This is a genomic window from Rathayibacter sp. PhB179 (assembly GCF_004345345.1).
Classification (GTDB): Bacteria; Actinomycetota; Actinomycetes; order Actinomycetales; family Microbacteriaceae; genus Rathayibacter; species Rathayibacter festucae.
The window spans coordinates 202,719-224,397 of the sequence record NZ_SLVD01000003.1 but is presented as its reverse complement, the minus strand read 5'-3'; the positions used below and the strand labels follow the sequence as shown (position 1 = coordinate 224,397).

The window sequence follows — 21,679 nt, the reverse complement described above, 5'->3', positions numbered from 1 at the left end:
CCGTCACGGCCAGAGGCGGGTGCGCTCCCACGGGGAGCCGCCCGCCTCCGTCGTTCCCGCCCCGGGTGCGCTGTACAGCAGGCGGGTGTGGTCCTGCTCCGCCCTGGTCGAGCCCTGCCAGAACTCGATCCGCTCGGGCACGACGCGGTAGACGGCCCAGTCGCGGTCGAGCGTCGCGGGGGAGCAGGCGACGGCGACGCCGGTCTGCAGCGTCACCAGGTCGAAGTCCTCGGCGCGCTTCATCGGCTCGCTCTGCCGGCCGACCAGCAGTGCCGTGCGCGCCGCCTCGGAGCGCCGCTGGAAGTCATTCTTCGACTCCTCGACGGACGCGCGCTCGACGCGGCCCTCCACCCGGACCTGCCGGCCCTGCACCGGCCAGAAGAAGGTCAGCGCGGCGTGCGGATTCGCCGCCATCGCCCGCCCCTTGGGGCTGGAGGCGTGGGTCGAGAACGCCCAGCCGGCGTCGTCGATGTCGCGCAGCACGAGCACCCGCGCCGAGACGGTCCCGTCGGCGTCGGCGGTCGACAGCGTCGCGCCGTGGGGGAGGAGCTGGCCGGCGTCCTTCGCCGCCTCCAGCCACTGCCCGAACAGCTCGACCGGGTCGGCCGGAGCCGCCTCCGCGTCGAAGTCGGGCAGCTCGGAGGGCATGGACGGCAGGGAGCGCAGCAGATCGCGGAAGGTCACGCCCCGAGCCTAGGTCGCCCGCCCCGCCACGGCGGGGGCTTGCGGACCTGCCGCGGCGCGCTCCGCGGCGCGCTCCGCGGGCGACGTCGAGCAGTCGGTCCGTCTCGTGTCGGACGAAGGCCGGCTTCCCGCATCTCCACCGAGAGCGCGCTCGTCCTCGTCGCCTCTCGCGGTCCTCGTCGCGCGAGGACCGGCGCGGAGCGACAGCTGTCTCTCCGCGTGCCTGACCTTGCTACAAAGTACGCAGGTCGGGTGCGGCGCACGGTCGGTGATCGATGCGACAGTGCCGACGGCCGATCCGCCACTCCCTCCGCGCGGTAGTGGCATCACGCCCTTCGAGCCCTGCAAGGAATGAGCAGATGGATCCGACTTCGACTCGCTCCTCGTCGCCGTGGGGCCTGCCCCGATCGAGAGCGGGGATCCTCGTTCTCGCCGTGGCGCTCGCTGTTCTCCTCGTCGTCGACGCTCCGCCTTCCGGATCCTGGGGAGGCGCAGTGGAGGTGCCCTTCCCTCTCCTGCTCGTTCTCCTGGCTCTCGTTCCGCGGATGATTCCGCTCGTCGAGGGGTCGCGCCTCCTCGAGCGCTCCGCCCAGCGACCGACGCGCGCAGTGTTCGCCGCAGAGCTCGGCATTGCACTGATCGGCTGGACGATGTCGGCCGCCGTCGGGTCGCCCGTGCCGTCCTTCGTCGCCGCCGGGCTCGTGCTCGTGCTCGGGACGGCCTTCGCGCTCACGGCCTCGCGAGCGCTGAGCTGAACCTCGTCCGCGGGCCTCGAGCCCGAGTCGCCCGTCGTGCTTGCGCGGCCGGGGTCCGCCGCGCGGGCACACCCTTGCGGAGCCCGTCGTCCGCCGGCCCGCGGGCGGCCCGCGCCATTCAGCTCACGTCCGGCGACAGGGCGGTACCGCCGAGGCGGGCCGCCGCTAGAACGGACGAGGCGCGGGTGCAGGACCCGTCCGCAGAGGAGGGAGTCGATCGTTGCGCCCTGCGAACCGATCACGGCAGCCGACCCGGCGCGCGTCCCGGTCCAGGCTCGGACTGCTGCTCGTCACGGCGACCGTCGTGCTCGAGCTCATGCTGGGCGCCTGCCTGCCGGAGCTGGGGCGGACACCGCCGCTGGTGGTCCTCCCGGTCGTCGTCTCCCTCCTCGCGCTCCTGCCCCGAGCCTTCCCGGCCGTCGAGGACTCGTGGCTGCTGGAGCGCACGGCGGCGCGACCGATGGTCGTCGCGTGCTCGGCGGAGGTGACGGTCGGTCTCGCGGGCGCGCTCCTGGCGGTCGCCGTGGGCTCGCCGAAGCCCCTCGTCGCGGCGGCGGGCACGGTCCTCGTGCTCGGCTCCGTCGTCGTCGCCGTCGTCCCCGGTGCGGACTGAGCGGAGCGGTCAGCGCGCGTCGCGGAGGATGTTCGTGATGCGGACCGTGCTGAGGCGGCGGCCCTGCTCGTCGCGGACGACGATCTCATGGGTGGTAAGGGTGGAGCCGAGGTGGATGGCGTCGCAGGTGGCGATCACGTGGCCGTGGGTGATCGAGCGGCTGTGGCTCGCGTTCAGCTCGATGCCCATCGCGAGGCGTCCCGCGCCGGCGTGCACGTTCGCGGCGATCGAGCCCATCGACTCGGCGAGGACGACGTGCGCGCCGCCGTGCAGGATGCCGACCGGCTGGCGGTTGCCCTCGACGGGCATCGACGCGACCGAGTGCTCCGGGGTGAGCTCGTGCCAGACGATGCCCATCCGCTCGGCGAGCTCGCCCATGCCGCGCCCGATGTGCGCCTCGAGATCGAGGACGGGCGGGCGGACCCAGGGGGCGGCGGTCGCGGCGGCGGGGGCGTATTCGGTCACGGTGCTCCTCGTGCTGGGCCTCCCGGAGGCCCTCCGCCGACGGGCGGGACCGGGCCCGAACCGGTGTCGGAGGCGCTGTGTAGTCTTGCCCTGTGTCAGATCCGGAACAGCCTACCCTCCTGCTCATCGACGGTCATTCGCTCGCGTTCCGGGCGTTCTACGCCCTCCCGGTCGACAGCTTCCAGACCCGCGACGGGCAGCACACGAACGCCATCCACGGCTTCCTGTCGATGCTGATCCTGCTGCTGAAGAACGAGAAGCCGACGCACCTCGGCGTCGCCTTCGACATCTCCCGCTACTCGTTCCGCACCCGCGAGTACCCGGAGTACAAGGGCACCCGCGGCGAGACCCCGCCCGAGTTCAAGGGCCAGGTCCCCCTCCTCGAGGAGGCGCTGCACGCGATGAACATCCGCACCGTCTCGAAGGAGGACTTCGAGGCCGACGACATCCTCGCCACGCTCGCCCGCCAGGGCGCCGAGGCGGGCTTCCGCGTGCTGGTCGTCTCGGGAGACCGCGACACCATCCAGCTGGTGACGCCCGACGTCACCCTGCTCTACCCGTCGACCCAGGGCGTCTCGCAGCTCACCCGCTACGACCGCGACAAGGTCTTCGAGAAGTACGGCGTCGAGCCGCACCAGTACCCCGAGATCGCGGCGCTCGTCGGCGAGACGAGCGACAACCTGCCCGGCGTCGACAAGGTCGGCCCGAAGACGGCCGCCAAGTGGGTCAACCAGTACGGCACCGTCGCCGACATCATCGCCCACGCCGACGAGATCAAGGGCGTCGTCGGCGAGAAGCTGCGTGAGCAGAAGGAGAACGCGCTCCGCAACCGCCGGCTCAACCGCCTGATCACCGACGTCGAGCTGCCGCTCGGCCCGAACGACCTCGACCGCCGTCCGATCGACCCGGACGCGGTCCGCGAGATCTTCAGCCGGCTCGAGTTCAGGACGCTGCAGGAGCGCGTGCTCACGATCGCCGCCGACGAGGGCGTCGAGGGCGCGGCGGAGGCGCTCGCGGGCGACACCGTCGTGACCGCGGCTCCGGCCGTGCGGAACCTGGTCGACGAGGAGCTCGCGCACTGGCTCGCCCGGGTCTCCGCGAACGGCACCGTGCCCGTCGCCGTGCAGGTGCAGCTCGGCGAGGGCGGCCTCGAGGGCATCGGCCTGTCGGTCGAGGCGGAGTCGGCCTTCGTGCCCTGGGCCGCCGGCCGGCCCGACTACACAGCGCTCGAGGAGTGGCTCGCGAGCGACGCCCCCAAGTACTTCGCCGACGCCAAGCCGCAGGTCAAGGCGCTGCGCCGGGCCGGGCTCCCGGTGGCCGGACTCGCCTTCGACACCCGCATCGCGGCGTGGCTCCTGCAGCCCACCGGTCACGCGGCGACGCTGCCGGCCCAGGTCCAGCAGTACCTCGACGAGGCGATGATCCAGGGCGACCCGAACCAGCTCGTCCCGACCGCCCCGCCGATCGGTCCCGCGACCGAGGCCTGGTACGCGCACCGCCTGGTCGGCGTGCAGACCGAGCTGCTCGGCGAGGGCATGCTCTCGGTGCTCGTCGACATCGAGCTGCCGATCGTGCAGGTGCTCGCAACGATGGAGCTCACCGGCGTCGCGATCGACGCCGAGGTGCTCGCGCGCCTCCGCGGCGAGCTCACCGCCACCTCCGTCGACCTCGCGAACCGCGCCTTCGCCGAGATCGGGCACGAGATGAACCTCGGCTCGCCCAAGCAGCTGCAGCAGGTCCTCTTCGAGGAGCTGGCGATGCCGCGCACCCGCGCGACGAAGACCGGCTACACGACCGACGCGTCCGCCCTGGCGGACCTGCAGGAGTCGCACCCGCACCCGTTCCTCGGTCTCCTGCTCGAGCACCGCGACGCGACCAAGCTCAAGCAGATCATCGAGACGCTGGAGAAGTCGGTCACCGCCGACGGCAGGATCCACACCAGCTACGACCAGACCGGCACCGCGACCGGGCGGATCTCGTCGAACGACCCGAACCTGCAGAACATCCCGGTCCGCAGCGAGGTCGGCCGCCGCATCCGCACCGCGTTCGTGCACGGCGAGCAGGCGAGCACCCTGATCACCGCCGACTACTCGCAGATCGAGATGCGGATCATGGCGCACCTCTCCGGCGACGCCGGCCTGATCGAGGCCTTCCACAGCGGCGAGGACCTGCACCGCTTCGTCGGCGCGCGGATCTTCGGCGTCGAGCCGTCGGACGTCACCTCGGCGATGCGCAACAAGGTCAAGGCGATGTCCTACGGGCTCGCCTACGGACTGAGCGCGTTCGGCCTCTCCAAGCAGCTGCGCATCTCCAGCAACGAGGCGAAGCAGCTGATGACCGACTACTTCGTCCGCTTCGGCGCGGTTCGCGACTACCTCCGCACGGTCGTCGAGCAGGCGCGGGAGACCGGCTACACCGAGACGATTTTCGGTCGCCGCCGCCCCTTCCCCGACCTCCAGAGCGGCAACCGCGTCCTCCGCGACAACGCGGAGCGCGCCGCGCTGAACTCGCCGATCCAGGGATCCGCCGCCGACATCATGAAGATCGCGATGATCGGCGTCCAGGCCGACATCGCTGAGAAGGGCCTGGAGTCGCGGATGCTGCTGCAGGTGCACGACGAGCTCATCTTCGACGTGGCCCCCGGCGAGGAGGACGTGCTCGAGGAGGTCGTCCGCGCACGGATGGCCGGTGCGGTCGATCTCTCCGTGCCGCTCGAGGTGCAGGTCGGCCACGGCTCCGACTGGGACGTCGCGGCGCACTGACGTCGCGCGGCGCCCGCCGGATCCGGGCCGTTCCTGACCCCTGGCTAGGCTCGAAGGCATGACCTCCGACATCTCCCGCGAGCCCACCGCCGTCGACCTCGTCGCCGAGCGCTGGGTCGACACCCTCGTCGAGCTCGAGCCCACCCTCGGCACCTCGATCGGCCGCGCCGAGGCGAACCGCCGACTCGGCGACCTGTCGCCGGAGGGCGTGGAGCGGGCGCGGGCGGCGACGGCCGCCGCGCTGGCCGAGCTCGAGTCCGCCGAGCCGGTCGACGCGGTCGACGCGGTGACGGTCGCCGATCTGGGGGCGGACCTGCGGCTGTCGCTCGAGGCGCACGCGGCGCAGCTGCCGCTCCGCGATCTGAACGTGATCGCCTCGCCCGCGCAGGAGCTGCGCGACGTCTTCGACCTGATGCCGACCGACTCCGTGAGCGACTGGGAGGACGTGGCGGAGCGGCTCCTCGCGGTCCCGGCCGCCCTCGCCGGCTACGCGGAGACCCTCCGCGCTGGCATCGGCGCCGGGGTGACGCCGGCGCGCCGCCAGGTCGGCCTCGTCGCCGAGCAGGCCGAGACGATCGCCGGTCCGCGGGGGTTCTTCGCGGCACTGGCCGCCGACGCGGCTCCGGCCACCGGATCGCTGCCCGCGTCGCTCTCGCTGCGGCTCGAGGAGGGCGCCCGTCGCGCCTCCGCGGCCTACGGCGGCCTCGCCCGGTTCCTCCGCACCGAGCTCGGCCCGGCCGCGACGGAGCAGGACGCGGTGGGCCGCGAGCACTACGCGCTGCAGTCGCGCCGCTTCCTCGGCGCGGTGGTCGACCTCGACGAGACCTACGAGTGGGGGATCGAGGAGCTCGCACGGATGACCGCCGAGCAGGAGGCGATCGCCCGCGAGATCCTGCCCGGCGCGAGTGTCGCCGAGGCGATCGCGCACCTCGACACCGACCCCGCCCGCACCCTGCACGGCGTCGATGCGCTGCAGCGCTGGATGCAGGAGACCAGCGACCGGGCCGTGAGCGAGCTCGCGGGCACCGCCTTCGACATCCCGGACGAGCTCCGCCGCCTCGAGTGCCGCATCGCGCCGACCCAGGAGGGCGGCATCTACTACACCGGCCCGAGCGACGACTTCTCCCGCCCGGGCCGGATGTGGTGGTCCGTCCCGCCGGGCGTCACCGAGTTCGCCACCTGGCGCGAGCTGACGACCGTCTACCACGAGGGCGTCCCCGGTCACCACCTGCAGGTGGGTCAGGCCGTGTACAACCGCGCGAGCCTCAACACCTGGCGCCGCCAGCTCGCCGGCAGCTCGGGGCACGCCGAGGGCTGGGCCCTCTACGCCGAGCGGCTGATGGAGCGCTTCGGCTACCTGGACGACCCGGCCGACCGCCTCGGGATGCTCGACGGGCAGCGGATGCGCGCCGCCCGCGTCGTCATCGACATCGGCGTGCACCTGCAGAAGCGGATGCCCGGCTCCTCGGACGTCTGGACGGCCGAGTCCGCCCTCGCCTTCCTGCGCGCGAACGTCAACATGGACGACGCCTTCGTCCGCTTCGAGGTCAACCGCTACCTCGGCTGGCCCGGCCAGGCGCCCTCCTACAAGATCGGCCAGCGGATCTGGGAGGAGCTGCGGGACGAGGCGAGCGCGCGCGACGGGGCGGACTTCTCCCTCGCGTCGTTCCACCGTCGCGCCCTCGATCTCGGCGGTGTCGGGCTCGACACCCTCCGCGCGAGCCTCGGCGCCGGGGCCTGACCTCCGTCGGGCGGCTGCCGACCGACGGAACCCGCCAGGACACGCGGAACGGGGCCCCTCGAGATTGCTCTCACCCCGGTCGGTTCGATAGTCTGGAACGTCACATTCGTGGCACCGCCGTGCCCACGGTGCGCTGGAGATCCGGGATCACGGTCCGGGCTCTCGAGCTCCTCCCGGTCACGGCATCCCCATCACCTCCGCAGTGGTCACCACCGCGTCACGCCCTCGGGCGTGTCGGTGCCCGCCGCCCGATACCCATCCATCCTGGAGCATCCCTTAATGACAACCGCAACGACCGAAAAGGCAACCAAGCAGGTCGCGATCAACGACATCGGGTCTGCTGAAGACTTTCTTGCCGCGGTCGAAAAGACTCTGAAGTTCTTCAACGACGGAGACCTCATCGAAGGCACCGTCGTGAAGATCGACCGCGACGAGGTCCTCCTCGACGTCGGTTACAAGACCGAGGGCGTCATCCCCTCGCGTGAGCTCTCCATCAAGCACGACGTCGACCCCTCCGAGGTCGTCAACGTGGGCGACAGCGTCGAAGCCCTCGTCCTGCAGAAGGAGGACAAGGAGGGTCGCCTGATCCTCTCCAAGAAGCGCGCGCAGTACGAGCGTGCGTGGGGCGACGTCGAGAAGATCAAGGAGTCCGACGGTGTCGTCACCGGTTCGGTCATCGAGGTTGTCAAGGGCGGGCTCATCGTCGACATCGGCCTCCGCGGCTTCCTCCCGGCCTCGCTCATCGAGCTGCGCCGCGTCCGCGACCTCACGCCGTACCTCGGCCAGGAGATCGAGGCGAAGATCCTCGAGCTCGACAAGAACCGCAACAACGTGGTCCTGTCGCGTCGCGCGCTCCTCGAGCAGACGCAGTCCGAGAGCCGCACCACGTTCCTGAACAACCTGCACAAGGGTCAGGTCCGCAAGGGCGTCGTGTCCTCGATCGTCAACTTCGGTGCGTTCGTCGACCTCGGCGGCGTCGACGGTCTCGTCCACGTCTCCGAGCTCTCCTGGAAGCACATCGAGCACGCCTCCGAGGTCGTCGAGGTGGGCCAGGAGGTCACCGTCGAGATCCTCGAGGTCGACCTCGACCGCGAGCGCGTGTCGCTCTCGCTCAAGGCGACGCAGGAGGACCCGTGGCAGGTCTTCGCCCGCACCCACGCGATCGGTCAGGTCGCCCCGGGCAAGGTCACGAAGCTGGTCCCGTTCGGTGCCTTCGTCCGCGTCGCGGACGGCATCGAGGGCCTCGTCCACATCTCCGAGCTCTCGGGCAAGCACGTCGAGCTCGCCGAGCAGGTCGTGTCGGTCGGTGAAGAGGTCTTCGTCAAGGTCATCGACATCGACCTCGACCGTCGTCGCATCTCGCTCTCGCTCAAGCAGGCGAACGAGAACGTCGACCCCGAGGGCACCGAGTTCGACCCGGCGCTCTACGGCATGGCCACCGAGTACGACGACCAGGGGAACTACAAGTACCCCGACGGCTTCGACCCGGAGACCAACGAGTGGCGCGAGGGCTTCGAGTCCCAGCGCGAGGCCTGGGAGCAGGAGTACGCCGCTGCTCAGGCTCGCTGGGAGGCCCACAAGGCCCAGGTCGCCAAGTCGCAGGAGGAGGCCGCCACGGTCTCCGAGGGCGTCTCGGTCGGCGGCGGCTTCACCAACACCGAGTCGGCTGCCGGCGGCGGAACCCTCGCCGACGACGAGTCGCTCGCCGCTCTGCGCGAGAAGCTGTCCTCGAACAACTGATTGCAGCATCACCACCACGACGAACGGCCGGTCCCCTCGGGGGCCGGCCGTTCGGCGTTGCAGCGGGAGCGGACGGCGCGGGTCTCGATATGCCGCTGCGCGGCTACTCGACCAGCATGCGTGGAGCCGCCCACTGCATCCCTGGTGACCGACAAGCCCGCACTGCCCTCTCATGCTGATCGAGTAGCCCGCGGAGCGGGCGTATCGAGATCCACCCCCGTCCGGTCCACTGCGCCGCTCGTTAGGCTTGCCGGGTGCATCTCGCAGCCCTCACCGGAGGCATCGCCTCGGGCAAGTCCACCGTCGCCCGCCGTCTCGCCGAGCTCGGAGCCGTCGTCGTCGACGCCGACCGGCTCGCCCGCGAGGTGGTCGAGCCGGGGGAGCCCGCGCTGGCCGCGATCGTCGAGCGGTTCGGCCCGGAGACCCTGCGCGCCGACGGCTCGCTCGACCGGGCGGCGCTCGGCGCGATCGTCTTCTCCGACTCCGCCGCCCGCGAGGACCTCAACGCGATCACCCACCCGGCGGTGTCGCTCCGCTCGCAGGAGCTGTTCGCCGCGGCGGCCGCCGCCGACCCCGCGGCGATCGTCGTCTACGACGTCCCGCTTCTGGCCGAGTCGCGCGGGGCGGGGGAGTTCGACGAGGTGATCGTCGTCCACGCCCCGCAGGAGACGCGCGTCGAGCGCCTCATCGACCTGCGCGGCATGACCGAGGCCGACGCCCGCGCTCGCGTCGGCGCGCAGGCGAGCGACGAGGACCGCCTGGCCCTCGCGGACGCCGTGATCGACGCCTCCGGAACTCTGGAGGAGACCCTGAGCCAGGTCGACGCGCTCTGGGAGCGGCTGCGCCGCCCCTCAGCCTGAGTGCATCCGGCGGCGGGAGACCGTCAGGCCCTGCTCCTACAGTGGGAGGGCCGCAGCACGGGGGACGGCCCCAGCACGATCGCCGAGTCGAGGGGTACGACGCATGAGCGCTTCCGGAGCACGCCCGCCCGCCTCCGACTCCCGGCGCCTCCTGCTCGCCTCCGGGGCGGGCGTCCTGCTCGGTGCGGGCGCGGGAGCGGCCGCGGGTGCGCTCACCGGCCGGACCGGACCGGCGCCGGTCCAGGTGATCAGCCGTCCCGCCGGCACGTCCCGCATCGTCGACGTGCACGACCACCTCGACGAGTCGCTCCCCGCGGGAGCCGCGCGCGACACCGCTGCCTGGCAGGCGGCGCTGGCGGCTGCCGCCGTGCCGGAGGACGGGGTCGACCCGGCCGAGCACCACGCCGTCGTCACCGCGCCCGGTGGGAGCTTCGTCGTCGACGAGACGCTCTCCTGGGACGCCCGGGTGAGCATCGAGGGTCGCTGCGAGATCCGCTACGTCGGCACGGGCCCTGCGCTGCAGACCGTCGGCCCCGTGCTGCAGTCCTCCGCCGCGGGCTACACCCGCCAGCACCAGACCGTGCTGAGCGATCTGCACCTGATCGGCAACGGCTCGAACACCGGCATCGCCGTGAGCGCACCGTCCCACCTGCGCGAACCCGGACCGAAGCCCGCCTACCTCTCGTTCGCGAACGTCGTCGCGCGCAGCTTCGACACGGCGGTCGAGCTCGGGTCGCACGCCTATCTGCTCGAGTTCCGCTCGTGCTCGTTCCAGGGGAACCGCGTGGGAGTCGTGGCGGTCGAGGACGCCGTCGATTCGGGCGAGCGCATCGCGTTCCAGGGCTGCGACCTCACCAGCAACACCGAGAGCGCGCTCCAGATCCACGGCGACCAGGAGTTCTTCGTCGACCAGTGCTCGTTCGACACCTTCTCGACGAACCAGGGCCGCGCGGTCACGATCTCGCGTGGACAGGCCCACTTCTCGCACTGCCACTTCGAGATGCAGGTCCCCGACAACCACGGCTGGTTCGAGCTGGACGGCTGGGGCGCCCTGCTCTCGCTCACCGACTGCCGCTTCCTCGTCCGGGCTCGGAAGGAGGTCGACGGTGACGCCGAGCGCGGACTGATCCAGTTCTCCGGGGCAGGGGGCCAGCGGGCCGTCGTCCGGGGCGGGCAGTTCCAGGGCGGCAATTCGCGGCTGCCCTTCCTGGCGCGCGGTGACGGCGTCTTGACGATCTCGGACACCTCCGCGCTGCCCTCGACCGCGCTGCGGTTCCACGCGGCCGAGCGGATCCGCGGCGTGCTCGACCCGCACGGCTCGCGCTCGGTGCTCGCCGACGACTGGACGGCGGAGGGCGGGGCGTCCGTCGCGGCGGGGGACTCGCCGATCGCGGGGCTCCGCGCGCTCGCAGTCGAGGACGGGTCGGGCTCCGGCGCGGTCCACCTCTTCGTGCCGATCGCCGCGGGAGCGCGGGTGCTCGCGTCGCTGGACGCGCTCTACGAGGGCTCCGGATCCGTCGCGATCGATCTCGGCTTCTCGACGGCGCGACGGGCCGACGGCCTGGGGCGGGACTGGTACTCGGTGACCGACGTCTCGGCCCGCGACTCCTTCGCCGGAGTCCGGCTCGACGACGCCTACTCCCTCCCCGCGCCGGAGTGGGCGGTCTGCGCGGTGCTCCGCGTGCGCACCGACGGCATGGCCGCGGGCGACCGCCTCCACCTGCGCGACCTGCGCGTCTCCCGCCTCTGATCGGGCGCCCTCCTGCTGGTCGGCCTGCAGACCGGGCTTCCGGGCCCGGTGGATCTCGATACGCGCGCTCCGCGCGCTACTCGATCAGCATGCATGTGGCAGGGTGCTGGACGCCCATGCTGATCGAGCAGGCCTGCAGCGGCGTCCCGTCGGGCATGCGTTCGCCACGTGCTGGACGCCCCTGCTGGTCGAGTAGCCCCGCAGGGGTGTATCGAGACCCGGCGCCCCCAGCCGGGCGGTGTGTGGCCGGGGTCGGCGCGAGCCCCGTTCGCCGTCGGCGCAGGGCCGCCCCGATGTCGGTGGTCGCGGTTACGCTTCGAGCATGGAGCCAACCCGTGCCGTGCACCCCTTCGAGGTCATCAGCGAATACCAGCCGAGCGGTGACCAGCCCGGAGCGATCGCCGATCTGAGCGCCCGGATCAACGCCGGCGAGACCGACGTCGTCCTCCTCGGCGCCACCGGTACCGGCAAGTCCGCGACCACCGCCTGGCTCGTCGAGGCCGTGCAGCGGCCGACCCTCGTGCTCGCGCACAACAAGACGCTCGCCGCGCAGCTCGCCAACGAGTTCCGCGAGCTCTTCCCCAACAACGCGGTCGAGTACTTCGTCTCCTACTACGACTACTACCAGCCCGAGGCCTACGTCCCGCAGACGGACACCTTCATCGAGAAGGACAGCTCGGTCAACGCCGAGGTGGAGCGCCTGCGGCACTCGACGACCAACTCGCTGCTCAGCCGGCGCGACGTCATCGTCGTCTCGACCGTCTCCTGCATCTACGGCCTCGGCCAGCCGGAGCAGTACCTCGAGGCGATGGTCGCGCTCCAGGTCGGCCAGCGGGTCGACCGCGACCGCCTGATCCGCAAGTTCGTCTCGATGCAGTACGCCCGCAACGACGTCGACTTCGCCCGCGGCACCTTCCGGGTCCGCGGCGACACGATCGAGATCATCCCGATGTACGAGGAGCTCGCGATCCGCATCGAGATGTTCGGCGACGAGATCGAGGCGCTCTACACGCTGCACCCGCTCACCGGGAACGTCGTGAAGAAGCTCGAGTCCGTCTCCGTCTTCCCCGGCTCGCACTACGTCGCCAGCCAGGACGTCATGCACCGCGCCATCGACACCATCCAGCAGGAGCTCGAGGTCCGCCTCGCCGACCTCGAGAAGCAGAACAAGCTCCTCGAGGCGCAGCGCCTCCGGATGCGGACCACCTTCGACCTCGAGATGATGCAGCAGATCGGCTTCTGCTCCGGCATCGAGAACTACTCGCGCCACATCGACGGCCGCGAGTCCGGCGAGGCGCCGCACTGCCTGCTCGACTACTTCCCCGACGACTTCCTCGTCGTCATCGACGAGTCGCACGTCACCGTGCCGCAGATCGGCGCGATGTACGAGGGCGACGCCTCGCGGAAGCGCACCCTGGTCGAGCACGGCTTCCGGCTGCCCTCGGCGATGGACAACCGCCCGTTGAAGTGGGAGGAGTTCAAGGGCCGCGTCGGCCAGACCGTCTACCTCTCGGCCACCCCCGGCCGCTACGAAATGGGGATCGCCGACGGCATCGTCGAGCAGATCATCCGCCCGACCGGCCTGATCGACCCCGAGATCGTCGTCAAGCCGACCAAGGGCCAGATCGACGACCTGCTCGAGGAGATCAAGCTCCGCACCGAGCGCGACGAGCGCGTGCTGGTCACCACCCTCACGAAGCGGATGGCGGAGGAGCTCACGGACTTCCTCACCGAGGCCGGAGTCCGGGTGCGCTACCTGCACTCCGACGTCGACACGCTGCGACGGGTCGAGCTGCTCTCCGAGCTGCGCGCGGGCGTCTACGACGTCCTCGTCGGCATCAACCTCCTCCGCGAAGGCCTCGACCTGCCCGAGGTGTCGCTCGTCGCGATCCTCGACGCCGACAAGGAGGGCTTCCTCCGCTCGTCGACCTCGCTCATCCAGACCATCGGCCGCGCCGCGCGCAACGTCTCGGGCGAGGTGCACATGTACGCGGACAAGATGACCGACTCGATGAAGCTCGCGATCGACGAGACCGATCGCCGTCGCGAGAAGCAGGTCGCCTACAACCTCGACCACGGCATCGACCCGACGCCGCTGCGCAAGAAGATCGCCGACATCACCGACGCGCTCGCCCGCGAGGGAGCCGACACCGCGAAGCTCCTGGCCGGCCGCGACGCCAAGAAGAAGAGCCCGACGCCCAACCTGCGCCGCCAGGGTCTCGCCGCGAACGGCGGCAACGACCTCGAGGCGATCATCGCCGACCTCAACGGCCAGATGCTGCAGGCCGCCGGCGAGCTGAAGTTCGAGCTCGCCGCGCGCCTGCGCGACGAGGTCTCCGAGCTCAAGCGCGAGCTGCGGCAGATGGAGAAGGCCGGGCACCTGTCCTGACCGATCCGGGCCGGCCCGCGCGGGCCGGCCCACCGGTGCGGGCGGCGTCGACGAGCGCAAGTCGCGGGGTCCGGGATCAGCGGCCAGCGAACGCCCCGGGCGATGTCGGTGGCTCCGCATACACTTTCGAGGTGTCGATCCTGAACGCCGTTACGGACCCTTCCACCACCCCCTCACCCTCCTTCCACCGCTTCGTCTCCTCCCTGGACGAATCGGTGTCGAAGCTGGTGGTGAGCGGGGCCAGAGTGCACAACCTGCGCGATGTCGACCTCGAGATCCCCCGTGACTCGATGGTCGTCTTCACCGGACTGTCCGGGTCGGGCAAGTCGTCGCTCGCCTTCGACACGATCTTCGCCGAGGGCCAGCGCCGCTACGTCGAGTCGCTCTCCGCCTACGCGCGGCAGTTCCTCGGCCAGGTCGACCGGCCGGACGTCGACTTCATCGAGGGCCTCAGCCCGGCGGTGTCGATCGACCAGAAGTCGACCAACCGCAACCCGCGCTCCACCGTCGGCACGATCACCGAGATCTTCGACTACATGCGCCTGCTCTGGGCCCGCATCGGGATCCCGCACTGCCCCGTCTGCAGCGAGCCGATCTCGGCGCAGACCGTGCAGCAGATCGCCGATCAGCTGATGGAGCTGGAGGAGGGCACCCGCTACCAGATCCTCAGCCCGGTCGTCTCGCAGAAGAAGGGCGAGTTCGTCGACCTCATCAAGGAGCTGACCGCGGGCGGCTACTCCCGCGCCATGGTCGACGGCAAGCTCATCCAGCTGAGCGAGCCGCCGGTGCTGAAGAAGCAGTACAAGCACGACATCTCCGTCGTCGTCGACCGCCTCGTCGCCGGCCCGGACATCCTCGGCCGCCTGACCGACTCGCTCGAGACGGCGCTGCGCCTCACCGACGGCATCGTGCAGATCAACTTCGTAGACGGCGAGGGCGACGGCGCGTGGACGACGTACTCCGAGAAGCTGTCCTGCCCCAACAACCACCCGATCTCGCTCACCGAGATCGAGCCGCGCACCTTCTCCTTCAACGCCCCCTTCGGCGCCTGCCCCGAGTGCTCCGGCCTCGGCACGCGGATGTCGGTCGACGACGAGCTGCTGCTCGGCGACCCCGACCTCAGCATCGCCGAGGGCGTCATCATCCCGTGGACCACCCAGGGCAAGGGCCTCTTCCAGTACTACGAGAAGCTGCTCGACGGCCTCTCCCGCGACCTCGGCTTCAAGCTGACCACCCCGTGGAAGCGCCTCAGCTCGGAGGTGCAGCAGGCCGTGCTGCACGGCGACAACTTCGAGGTCAAGGTCAAGTGGAAGAACCGCTACGGCCGGGAGATGAGCTACACCTCCGGCTTCGAGGGCGTCGTGCCCTACATCGAGCGGCAGTACGTGCAGGCCGAGACCGATGTGCAGCGCTCGCGCTGGGCCGAGTTCCTCCGCGAGGTCGCCTGCCCCGTCTGCAAGGGCTCGCGCCTTAAGCCCGAGGTGCTCGCCGTGCTCGTGCACGGCGCGAGCATCGCCGACGTCGCCGACCTCAGCCTCGGTGACGCCCAGTCGTTCATGAGCGAGCTGCAGCTCACCCCGCGCGAGGCCACCATCGCCGCGCAGGTGCTCCGCGAGATCCGCGCGCGCCTCGACTTCCTGATCGAGGTCGGGCTCAACTACCTCAACCTCTCCCGTGCGGCCGGCTCGCTCTCCGGCGGCGAGGCCCAGCGCATCCGGCTCGCGACCCAGATCGGCTCCGGTCTCACCGGCGTGCTCTACGTCCTCGACGAGCCGAGCATCGGCCTGCACCAGCGCGACAACCGCCGGCTGATCGACACCCTGATCAAGCTGCGCGACCTCGGCAACACCCTGATCGTCGTCGAGCACGACGAGGACACCATCCGCACCGCCGACTGGATCGTCGACATCGGCCCCGGCGCCGGCGTCAACGGCGGCCAGGTCGTGCACTCCGGCTCCTACGAGTCGCTGCTCGAGAACACGCACTCGCTCACCGGCGACTACATCGCCGGCCGCCGCTCGATCGAGCTGCCGAAGAAGCGCCGCAAGATCGACCGCAAGCGCGTGATCAAGGTCGTCGGCGCCAACGCGAACAACCTGCAGAAGGTCGACGTCGAGTTCCCGCTCGGCACCTTCGTCGCGGTCACCGGCGTCTCGGGCTCCGGCAAGTCGACGCTGGTGAACGACATCCTCTACCGGGTGCTCGCCAACCAGCTCAACGGCGCCCGCAAGGTGCCGGGCAAGCACACGCGCGTCACCGGGCTCGAGAACCTCGACAAGGTCGTGCACGTCGACCAGAACCCGATCGGCCGCACCCCGCGCTCCAACCCGGCGACCTACACCGGCGTGTTCGACCGCATCCGCAACCTCTTCGCCGAGACCACCGAGGCGAAGGCCCGCGGCTACCTGCCCGGCCGGTTCAGCTTCAACGTCAAGGGCGGGCGCTGCGAGGCCTGTTCGGGCGACGGCACGATCAAGATCGAGATGAACTTCCTGCCCGACGTCTACGTCGCGTGCGAGGTCTGCGGGGGAGCGCGCTACAACCGCGACACCCTGACCGTGCACTACAAGGGCAAGAACATCGCCGAGGTGCTCGACATGCCGATCGCCGAGGCGGCCGAGTTCTTCGAGCCGATCACCTCGATCCACCGGTTCCTCAAGACCCTGGTCGAGGTCGGCCTCGGCTACGTCCGGCTCGGGCAGAGCGCGACCACGCTCTCCGGCGGCGAGGCGCAGCGCGTCAAGCTCGCCACCGAGCTGCAGCGCCGCTCGAACGGGCGCAGCGTCTACGTGCTCGACGAGCCGACCACCGGTCTGCACTTCGAGGACGTCCGCAAGCTCCTGCTGGTGCTCAACGGCCTCGTCGACAAGGGCAACACCGTCATCACGATCGAGCACAACCTCGACGTCATCAAGTCGGCCGACTGGCTGATCGACATGGGTCCCGAGGGCGGCGCGGGCGGCGGCCAGGTCGTCGCCATCGGCACCCCCGAGCACGTCGCGAAGGTCAAGGAGAGCCACACCGGCACCTTCCTCGCCGAGATCCTGCCGTGACGCGGCTCCGCCTCGCCGGTCGTCCCCGGAGGGCCGGGGGAGCGGGGGCGCGGGCATGACGCAGACCGTCGACTTCCGGCCCAAGCCGGGCGAGATCCCGACCCTCCCGGGCGTCTACCGCTTCAAGGACGCCCGGGGCCGGGTCCTCTACGTGGGCAAGGCGAAGAACCTCCGCGCCCGGCTCAGCAACTACTTCGCTCCGCTGCCGAGCCTGCACGAGCGCACCCGGCGGATGGTCACCTCGGCGTCCGGCGTCGAGTGGACCGTGGTCGGCACCGACGTCGAGGCGCTGCAGCTCGAGTTCACCTGGATCAACGAGTTCGATCCCCCCTTCAACGTCAAGTTCCGCGACGACAAGTCGTACCCGTATATGGCGGTGACCCTCGGCGACGAGGCGCCGCGGGTGATGGTGACCCGCAATTCGAAGATCCGCGGGGCGCGGTACTTCGGCCCGTACCCGAAGATCTGGGCGATCCACGAGACGATCGACCTGATGATCAAGGCGTTCCCGATCAGGACCTGCAACGACTCCAACTACAAGCGGGCGATGCAGAGCGGGAAGCCCTGCTTCGCCTCGCAGATCGGCCGCTGCGGCGGTCCGTGCTCGCACCGGGTCACCTTCGCGGAGCACCGGACGATCGTCGACCGCTTCGTCGCGTTCATGGGCAGCCACGACCGCAAGATGATCGGCGAGCTCGAGCGCGAGATGCGCGAGGCCGCCGAGGCGATGCAGTACGAGCGCGCCGGCAAGCTCCGCGACCAGGCCGCGGCGCTCGACGCCGTGCTCGCCAAGAGCGCGGTCGTGCTGAAGGACAACGTCGACGTCGACCTGTACGCGATCGTGCACGACGAGCTGGCCGCCTCGGTGCAGCAGTTCCGCGTGCGCGGCGGCCGGATCCGCGGTGAGCGCGGCTGGGTCGTCGACAAGGAGCTCGACATGAGCACCGCCGAGCTCGTCGACACGGCCCTGCAAGCGGCCTACGAGGGCGGCGACGTCCCGCCGCGCGAGGTCGTCGTGCCCGAGCTGCCCGACGACTCCGAGGCGCTCGAGGAGTGGCTGGGCTCCCTCCGCGGTGCCAACGTCCGTCTGCGCGCCGCGCAGCGCGGCGACAAGGCGGCCCTCCTCGAGACCGCGACGCAGAACGCCAAGCACTCGCTGATGCTCTACAAGACCCGGCGCTCCGCCGACTTCACCGCGCGCACACAGGCCCTGGAGGACATCCGCGACGCGCTCGGGATGGCCGAGGCGCCGCTGCGGATGGAGTGCTACGACGTCTCGCACCTCAGCGGCACGAACATCGTCGCCTCGATGGTCGTCTTCGAAGACGGCCTGGTCCGCAAAGACCAGTACCGCCGCTTCAGCATCGCGGAGTCCACGGACGACACCGAGTCCCTCCACCAGGTGCTCACCCGGCGCCTCGCCTACCTCAAGGAGCCGACCGAGCCCGCCGAGGTCGATCCCGAGACGGGGGAGGCCAAGCGGCGCAAGTTCTCCTACCCGCCGAACCTCCTCATCGTCGACGGCGGGCAGCCGCAGGTCGCGGCCGCCCAGCGCGCGCTCGACGAGTCCGGCGTCACCGGGATCACGCTCTGCGGGATCGCCAAGCGGCTGGAGGAGATCTGGCTGCCCGACTCCGACTTCCCGGTGATCCTGCCGCGCAACAGCGACGCGCTCTTCCTGTTCCAGCGCATCCGGGACGAGGCGCACCGCTTCGCGATCACCCACCAGCGGCAGCGGCGCAAGCGCGACATCTCGTCGCAGCTGGCCGAGATCCCGGGGCTGGGCGGGACGCGGGTGCGCGACCTGCTGAAGCACTTCGGCTCGGTGACCCGCCTGCGCGAGGCGAGCGACGCCGAGATCGCGGAGGTGAAGGGCATCGGGCCGACGCTCGCGGCCGCGATCCACGGGCACCTGCATCCATGAGGCACCACCTTCCGCCGGGTGCTCTGCTCAGGGCCACACCCTAGGCTGGAGGCCCGCCCTCCCCGAAGGAGGGTCCGCGACCACCCCACACGAGCACGGAGACCCCATGAGCACCGAGAGCGAGCAGCAGAACGTGCTGATCGTCACCGGGATGTCCGGAGCCGGACGATCCACCGCCGCCAACGCGCTGGAGGACCTCGGCTGGTACGTGGTCGACAACCTCCCGCCGCAGATGCTGCGCCCGCTGGTGGATCTCGCCCAGCGGGCGGGCGACACCGTGCCCAAGGTCGCGGCCGTCGTCGACGTCCGCGGGCGGGACTTCTTCGCCGACCTCGGCGAGATCGTGCGCGAGCTGCGCGTCGGCGTCGATCTGCGCGTCGTCTTCCTCGAGGCCGCCGACGCCGCTCTCGTCCGCCGCTTCGAGCAGGTCCGCCGCCCGCACCCGCTGCAGGGGCGCGGCACGCTCCTCGACGGCATCTCCGCCGAGCGGACCCGCCTGGCGCAACTGCGCGAGTCGGCCGACATCGTGATCGACACCTCCGACCTCAACCCGCACCAGCTCGCGACCACGATCACCACGCGGTTCGCCGAAGCCGGCCGCGCGGGGCTGCAGATCACCGTGATGAGCTTCGGCTTCAAGTACGGCCTGCCGACCGACGCCGACATGGTCGCGGATGCGCGCTTCCTGCCCAACCCGTACTGGATCCCGGAGCTCCGCCCGCACACCGGTCTCGACGAAGAGGTGAGAGACTACGTGCTGGCCCAGCAGGGCGCGGAGGAGTTCATCGACTCCTACTCGCGTGCCCTCCGGCCGGTGCTCGACGGCTACCAGCGCGAGAACAAGCGCCACGCGACCATCGCCATCGGCTGCACCGGCGGCAAGCACCGCTCGGTCGCCGTCGCCGGCCGCGTCGCGGCCCGACTGGCCGAGCTGCCGGGTGTCGCCGTCAACGTGGCGCACCGCGACCTCGGCCGAGAATGATCCCCGCGCGCTCCGCCGCGCTCCCGACGTAAGGAAAGAAGACTCCGTGGCCCTCACTGCAGATGTCAAGGGCGAACTGGTCGCGATCGTCTCGCGCAAGAACACCGTCCGTGCCGCTGAACTGGCGACCATCCTCCGCTTCTCCGGAGGACTGCACATCATCTCGAACCGCCTCGCGGTCGAGGTCGAGCTCGACTCCGCCCCCCTGGCCACCCGCGTCCGCCGCGACCTCGCCGAGCTCTACGGCGTCCGCAGCGAGGGCAGCATCGTGTCGGCCGGCGGCTCGCGCCGCACCACCAGCTGGCTCGTCCGGGTGGTCGAGGGCGGCGACACCCTCGCCCGCCAGACCGGCCTGCTCGATCAGCGCGGCCGTCCCGTCCGCGGACTGCCGAACCGGCTGACCACCGGCACCCGCGAGGAGCTCGCCGCCGTCTGGCGCGGCGCCTTCCTCGCGCAGGGCTCGCTCACCGATCCCGGCCGCTCGGCCGCGCTCGAGGTGATCTGCCCCGGCAACGAGGCGGCGATGGCGATCGTCGGTGCGGCCGGGCGCCTCGGCGTCCAGGCCAAGTCGCGCGAGGTGCGCGGCGTGCACCGCGTGGTCGTCCGCGACGGCGAGAGCATCAGCGCGATGCTCACCCTGATGGGCGCGACCTCCACCGTCGCCAGCTGGGAGGAGCTGCGCCAGCGCCGCGAGGTGCGGGCCACCGCCAACCGCCTGGTCAACTTCGACGACGCGAACCTCCGCCGCTCGGCGCAGGCCGCCGTCGCCGCCTGCTCCCGGGTCGAGCGCGCCATGGAGATCCTCGGCGAGGACATCCCCGAGCACCTCCGCTACGCCGGCCGCCTCCGGCTCGCCCACCGCGACGCCAGCCTCGACGAGCTCGGCCACCACGCCGACCCGCCGATGACGAAGGACGCGGTCGCCGGCCGCATCCGCCGCCTGCTCGCGATGGCCGACAAGCGCGCGACCGACCTCGACATCCCCGGCACCGACGCGAACCTCCCCGCCGAGCTCCAGGACCTCTGAGCCCCGCGCGAGCCGAAGGGCCGTCGGGCGCACGAACGCGGGAACGCTGAGTGTCTCCTGGTTGAACGGAGGAAACGCTCCGAGTGCGGAGGGCGGCTCTCACTAGACTGGAAAGGTCGCTCAGGACACCCCGGCACACCCTCCCGCACAGCGGTGAGGGGCCGTGAGACCCGGCGGATCACTGAGGTCGACGACCACGAACAGGAGATCGCACATGGCTGACTACACGCTCGCCGAACTGCCCTACGACTACTCGGCTCTCGAGCCGCACATCAGTGGACGGATCATGGAGCTCCACCACGACAAGCACCACGCGACGTACGTGACCGGGGCGAACACCGCCCTCGCCGCGCTGCAGGAGGCTCGCGACAGCGAGAACCTCGCGAACGTCAACAAGCTCCAGAAGGACCTGGCGTTCAACCTCGCCGGTCACGTGAACCACACCGTGTTCTGGAACAACCTCTCGCCCGACGGCGGCGACAAGCCGACCGGCGAGCTCGCCGCGGCGATCGACGAGAACTTCGGCTCGTTCGACAAGTTCAAGGCGCACTTCACCGCCTCGGCCCTCGGCATCCAGGGCTCCGGCTGGTCGATCCTGGCCTGGGACTCCCTCGGCCAGAAGCTGCTCATCGAGCAGCTCTACGACCACCAGAGCAACCACGCCGCCGCGACCGTTCCGGTCCTGCTGCTGGACATGTGGGAGCACGCCTTCTACCTCGACTACGTCAACGTGAAGGCCGACTACGTCAAGGCGTTCTGGAACATCGTGAACTGGGCGGACGTCTCCGCGCGCTTCGAGAAGGCCCGCCAGAACACTTCCGGCCTCCTGCTACTGTCGTAGCGATTCCGGCGTCCCGGGTCCCGATCCGGGACGCCGCTCTCGCAGCGATCCACACCCTCCACTGCACCGTCGAGGTGCCCTTCCTCTCCAGGA

The 21,679-nt window shown here is 70.7% G+C and carries 15 protein-coding genes; 13 read left to right on the top strand and 2 right to left on the bottom strand.

Annotation, left to right across the window (positions count from 1 at the left end; all coding sequences use genetic code 11):
* Positions 1-3 precede the first annotated feature (3 nt).
* Positions 4-684, bottom strand: a complete 681-nt coding sequence (locus EDF43_RS08260; RefSeq protein WP_132436253.1) for a pyridoxal 5'-phosphate synthase — start codon at positions 682-684, stop codon at positions 4-6.
* A gap of 500 nt (positions 685-1,184) precedes the next feature.
* Between EDF43_RS08260 and EDF43_RS08255 the strand changes: the two genes are divergently transcribed.
* Together EDF43_RS08255 and EDF43_RS08250 are read left to right on the top strand one after the other, a co-directional pair.
* Positions 1,185-1,439 (top strand): hypothetical protein, encoded by a 255-nt coding sequence (locus EDF43_RS08255; protein ID WP_132436252.1) that lies wholly within the window; start codon positions 1,185-1,187, stop codon positions 1,437-1,439.
* A 304-nt stretch (positions 1,440-1,743) separates the two neighbouring features.
* Positions 1,744-2,052, top strand: a complete 309-nt coding sequence (locus EDF43_RS08250) for a hypothetical protein (RefSeq protein WP_132436251.1) — start codon at positions 1,744-1,746, stop codon at positions 2,050-2,052.
* A gap of 9 nt (positions 2,053-2,061) precedes the next feature.
* Here the strand turns inward: EDF43_RS08250 and EDF43_RS08245 are convergent, their stop codons facing one another.
* Positions 2,062-2,430, bottom strand: coding sequence for a hotdog fold thioesterase (locus EDF43_RS08245; RefSeq protein ID WP_123446567.1), 369 nt, complete (start codon positions 2,428-2,430; stop codon positions 2,062-2,064).
* A gap of 179 nt (positions 2,431-2,609) precedes the next feature.
* Between EDF43_RS08245 and polA the strand changes: the two genes are divergently transcribed.
* From polA to EDF43_RS08190, 11 genes are all read left to right on the top strand, one after another.
* On the top strand, positions 2,610-5,279 hold the full coding sequence (gene polA, locus EDF43_RS08240) for a DNA polymerase I (protein WP_132436250.1): 2,670 nt from the start codon (positions 2,610-2,612) through the stop codon (positions 5,277-5,279).
* A 58-nt stretch (positions 5,280-5,337) separates the two neighbouring features.
* A complete protein-coding gene (locus EDF43_RS08235; RefSeq protein WP_132436249.1) occupies positions 5,338-7,020 on the top strand; it encodes a DUF885 domain-containing protein in 1,683 nt (560 codons plus the stop codon).
* A 279-nt stretch (positions 7,021-7,299) separates the two neighbouring features.
* Complete coding sequence (gene rpsA, locus EDF43_RS08230; protein WP_123446259.1) at positions 7,300-8,760, top strand: 30S ribosomal protein S1; 1,461 nt, start codon at positions 7,300-7,302, stop codon at positions 8,758-8,760.
* A gap of 254 nt (positions 8,761-9,014) precedes the next feature.
* The gene (gene coaE, locus EDF43_RS08225) at positions 9,015-9,620 is read left to right on the top strand and encodes a dephospho-CoA kinase (protein WP_123735799.1); all 606 of its coding nucleotides are present in this window, start codon (positions 9,015-9,017) and stop codon (positions 9,618-9,620) included.
* A 103-nt stretch (positions 9,621-9,723) separates the two neighbouring features.
* Complete coding sequence (locus tag EDF43_RS08220) at positions 9,724-11,370, top strand: hypothetical protein (RefSeq protein WP_132436248.1); 1,647 nt, start codon at positions 9,724-9,726, stop codon at positions 11,368-11,370.
* A 322-nt stretch (positions 11,371-11,692) separates the two neighbouring features.
* Entirely contained in the window at positions 11,693-13,759 is a 2,067-nt protein-coding gene (uvrB, locus tag EDF43_RS08215; RefSeq protein WP_123446262.1) for an excinuclease ABC subunit UvrB, read from the top strand.
* A gap of 203 nt (positions 13,760-13,962) precedes the next feature.
* Positions 13,963-16,812 (top strand): excinuclease ABC subunit UvrA, encoded by a 2,850-nt coding sequence (gene uvrA / locus EDF43_RS08210; RefSeq protein WP_132962496.1) that lies wholly within the window; start codon positions 13,963-13,965, stop codon positions 16,810-16,812.
* Positions 16,813-16,867: 55 nt separating this feature from the next.
* Entirely contained in the window at positions 16,868-18,736 is a 1,869-nt protein-coding gene (gene uvrC / locus EDF43_RS08205) for an excinuclease ABC subunit UvrC (RefSeq protein ID WP_132436247.1), read from the top strand.
* 106 nt (positions 18,737-18,842) lie between these two features.
* Positions 18,843-19,718 (top strand): RNase adapter RapZ, encoded by an 876-nt coding sequence (rapZ, locus tag EDF43_RS08200; RefSeq protein ID WP_123446264.1) that lies wholly within the window; start codon positions 18,843-18,845, stop codon positions 19,716-19,718.
* 46 nt (positions 19,719-19,764) lie between these two features.
* Positions 19,765-20,745: a DNA-binding protein WhiA gene (gene whiA / locus EDF43_RS08195; RefSeq protein WP_123446265.1), complete on the top strand. Its 981-nt coding sequence runs from the start codon at positions 19,765-19,767 to the stop codon at positions 20,743-20,745.
* 214 nt (positions 20,746-20,959) lie between these two features.
* On the top strand, positions 20,960-21,586 hold the full coding sequence (locus tag EDF43_RS08190; RefSeq protein ID WP_123446266.1) for a superoxide dismutase: 627 nt from the start codon (positions 20,960-20,962) through the stop codon (positions 21,584-21,586).
* Positions 21,587-21,679: the final 93 nt, after the last annotated feature.

Bases quoted from the DNA above. Each gene is read 5' to 3' on its own strand.
- uvrB (WP_123446262.1), top strand. From the start codon at position 11,693: ATGGAGCCAACCCGTGCCGTGCACCCCTTCGAGGTCATCAGCGAATAC.
- EDF43_RS08220 (WP_132436248.1), top strand. From the start codon at position 9,724: ATGAGCGCTTCCGGAGCACGCCCGCCCGCCTCCGACTCCCGGCGCCTC.
- uvrC (WP_132436247.1), top strand. From the start codon at position 16,868: ATGACGCAGACCGTCGACTTCCGGCCCAAGCCGGGCGAGATCCCGACC.
- rapZ (WP_123446264.1), top strand. From the start codon at position 18,843: ATGAGCACCGAGAGCGAGCAGCAGAACGTGCTGATCGTCACCGGGATG.
- EDF43_RS08190 (WP_123446266.1), top strand. From the start codon at position 20,960: ATGGCTGACTACACGCTCGCCGAACTGCCCTACGACTACTCGGCTCTC.
- rpsA (WP_123446259.1), top strand. From the start codon at position 7,300: ATGACAACCGCAACGACCGAAAAGGCAACCAAGCAGGTCGCGATCAAC.
- EDF43_RS08235 (WP_132436249.1), top strand. From the start codon at position 5,338: ATGACCTCCGACATCTCCCGCGAGCCCACCGCCGTCGACCTCGTCGCC.
- EDF43_RS08245 (WP_123446567.1), bottom strand. From the start codon at position 2,430: ATGGGCGAGCTCGCCGAGCGGATGGGCATCGTCTGGCACGAGCTCACC.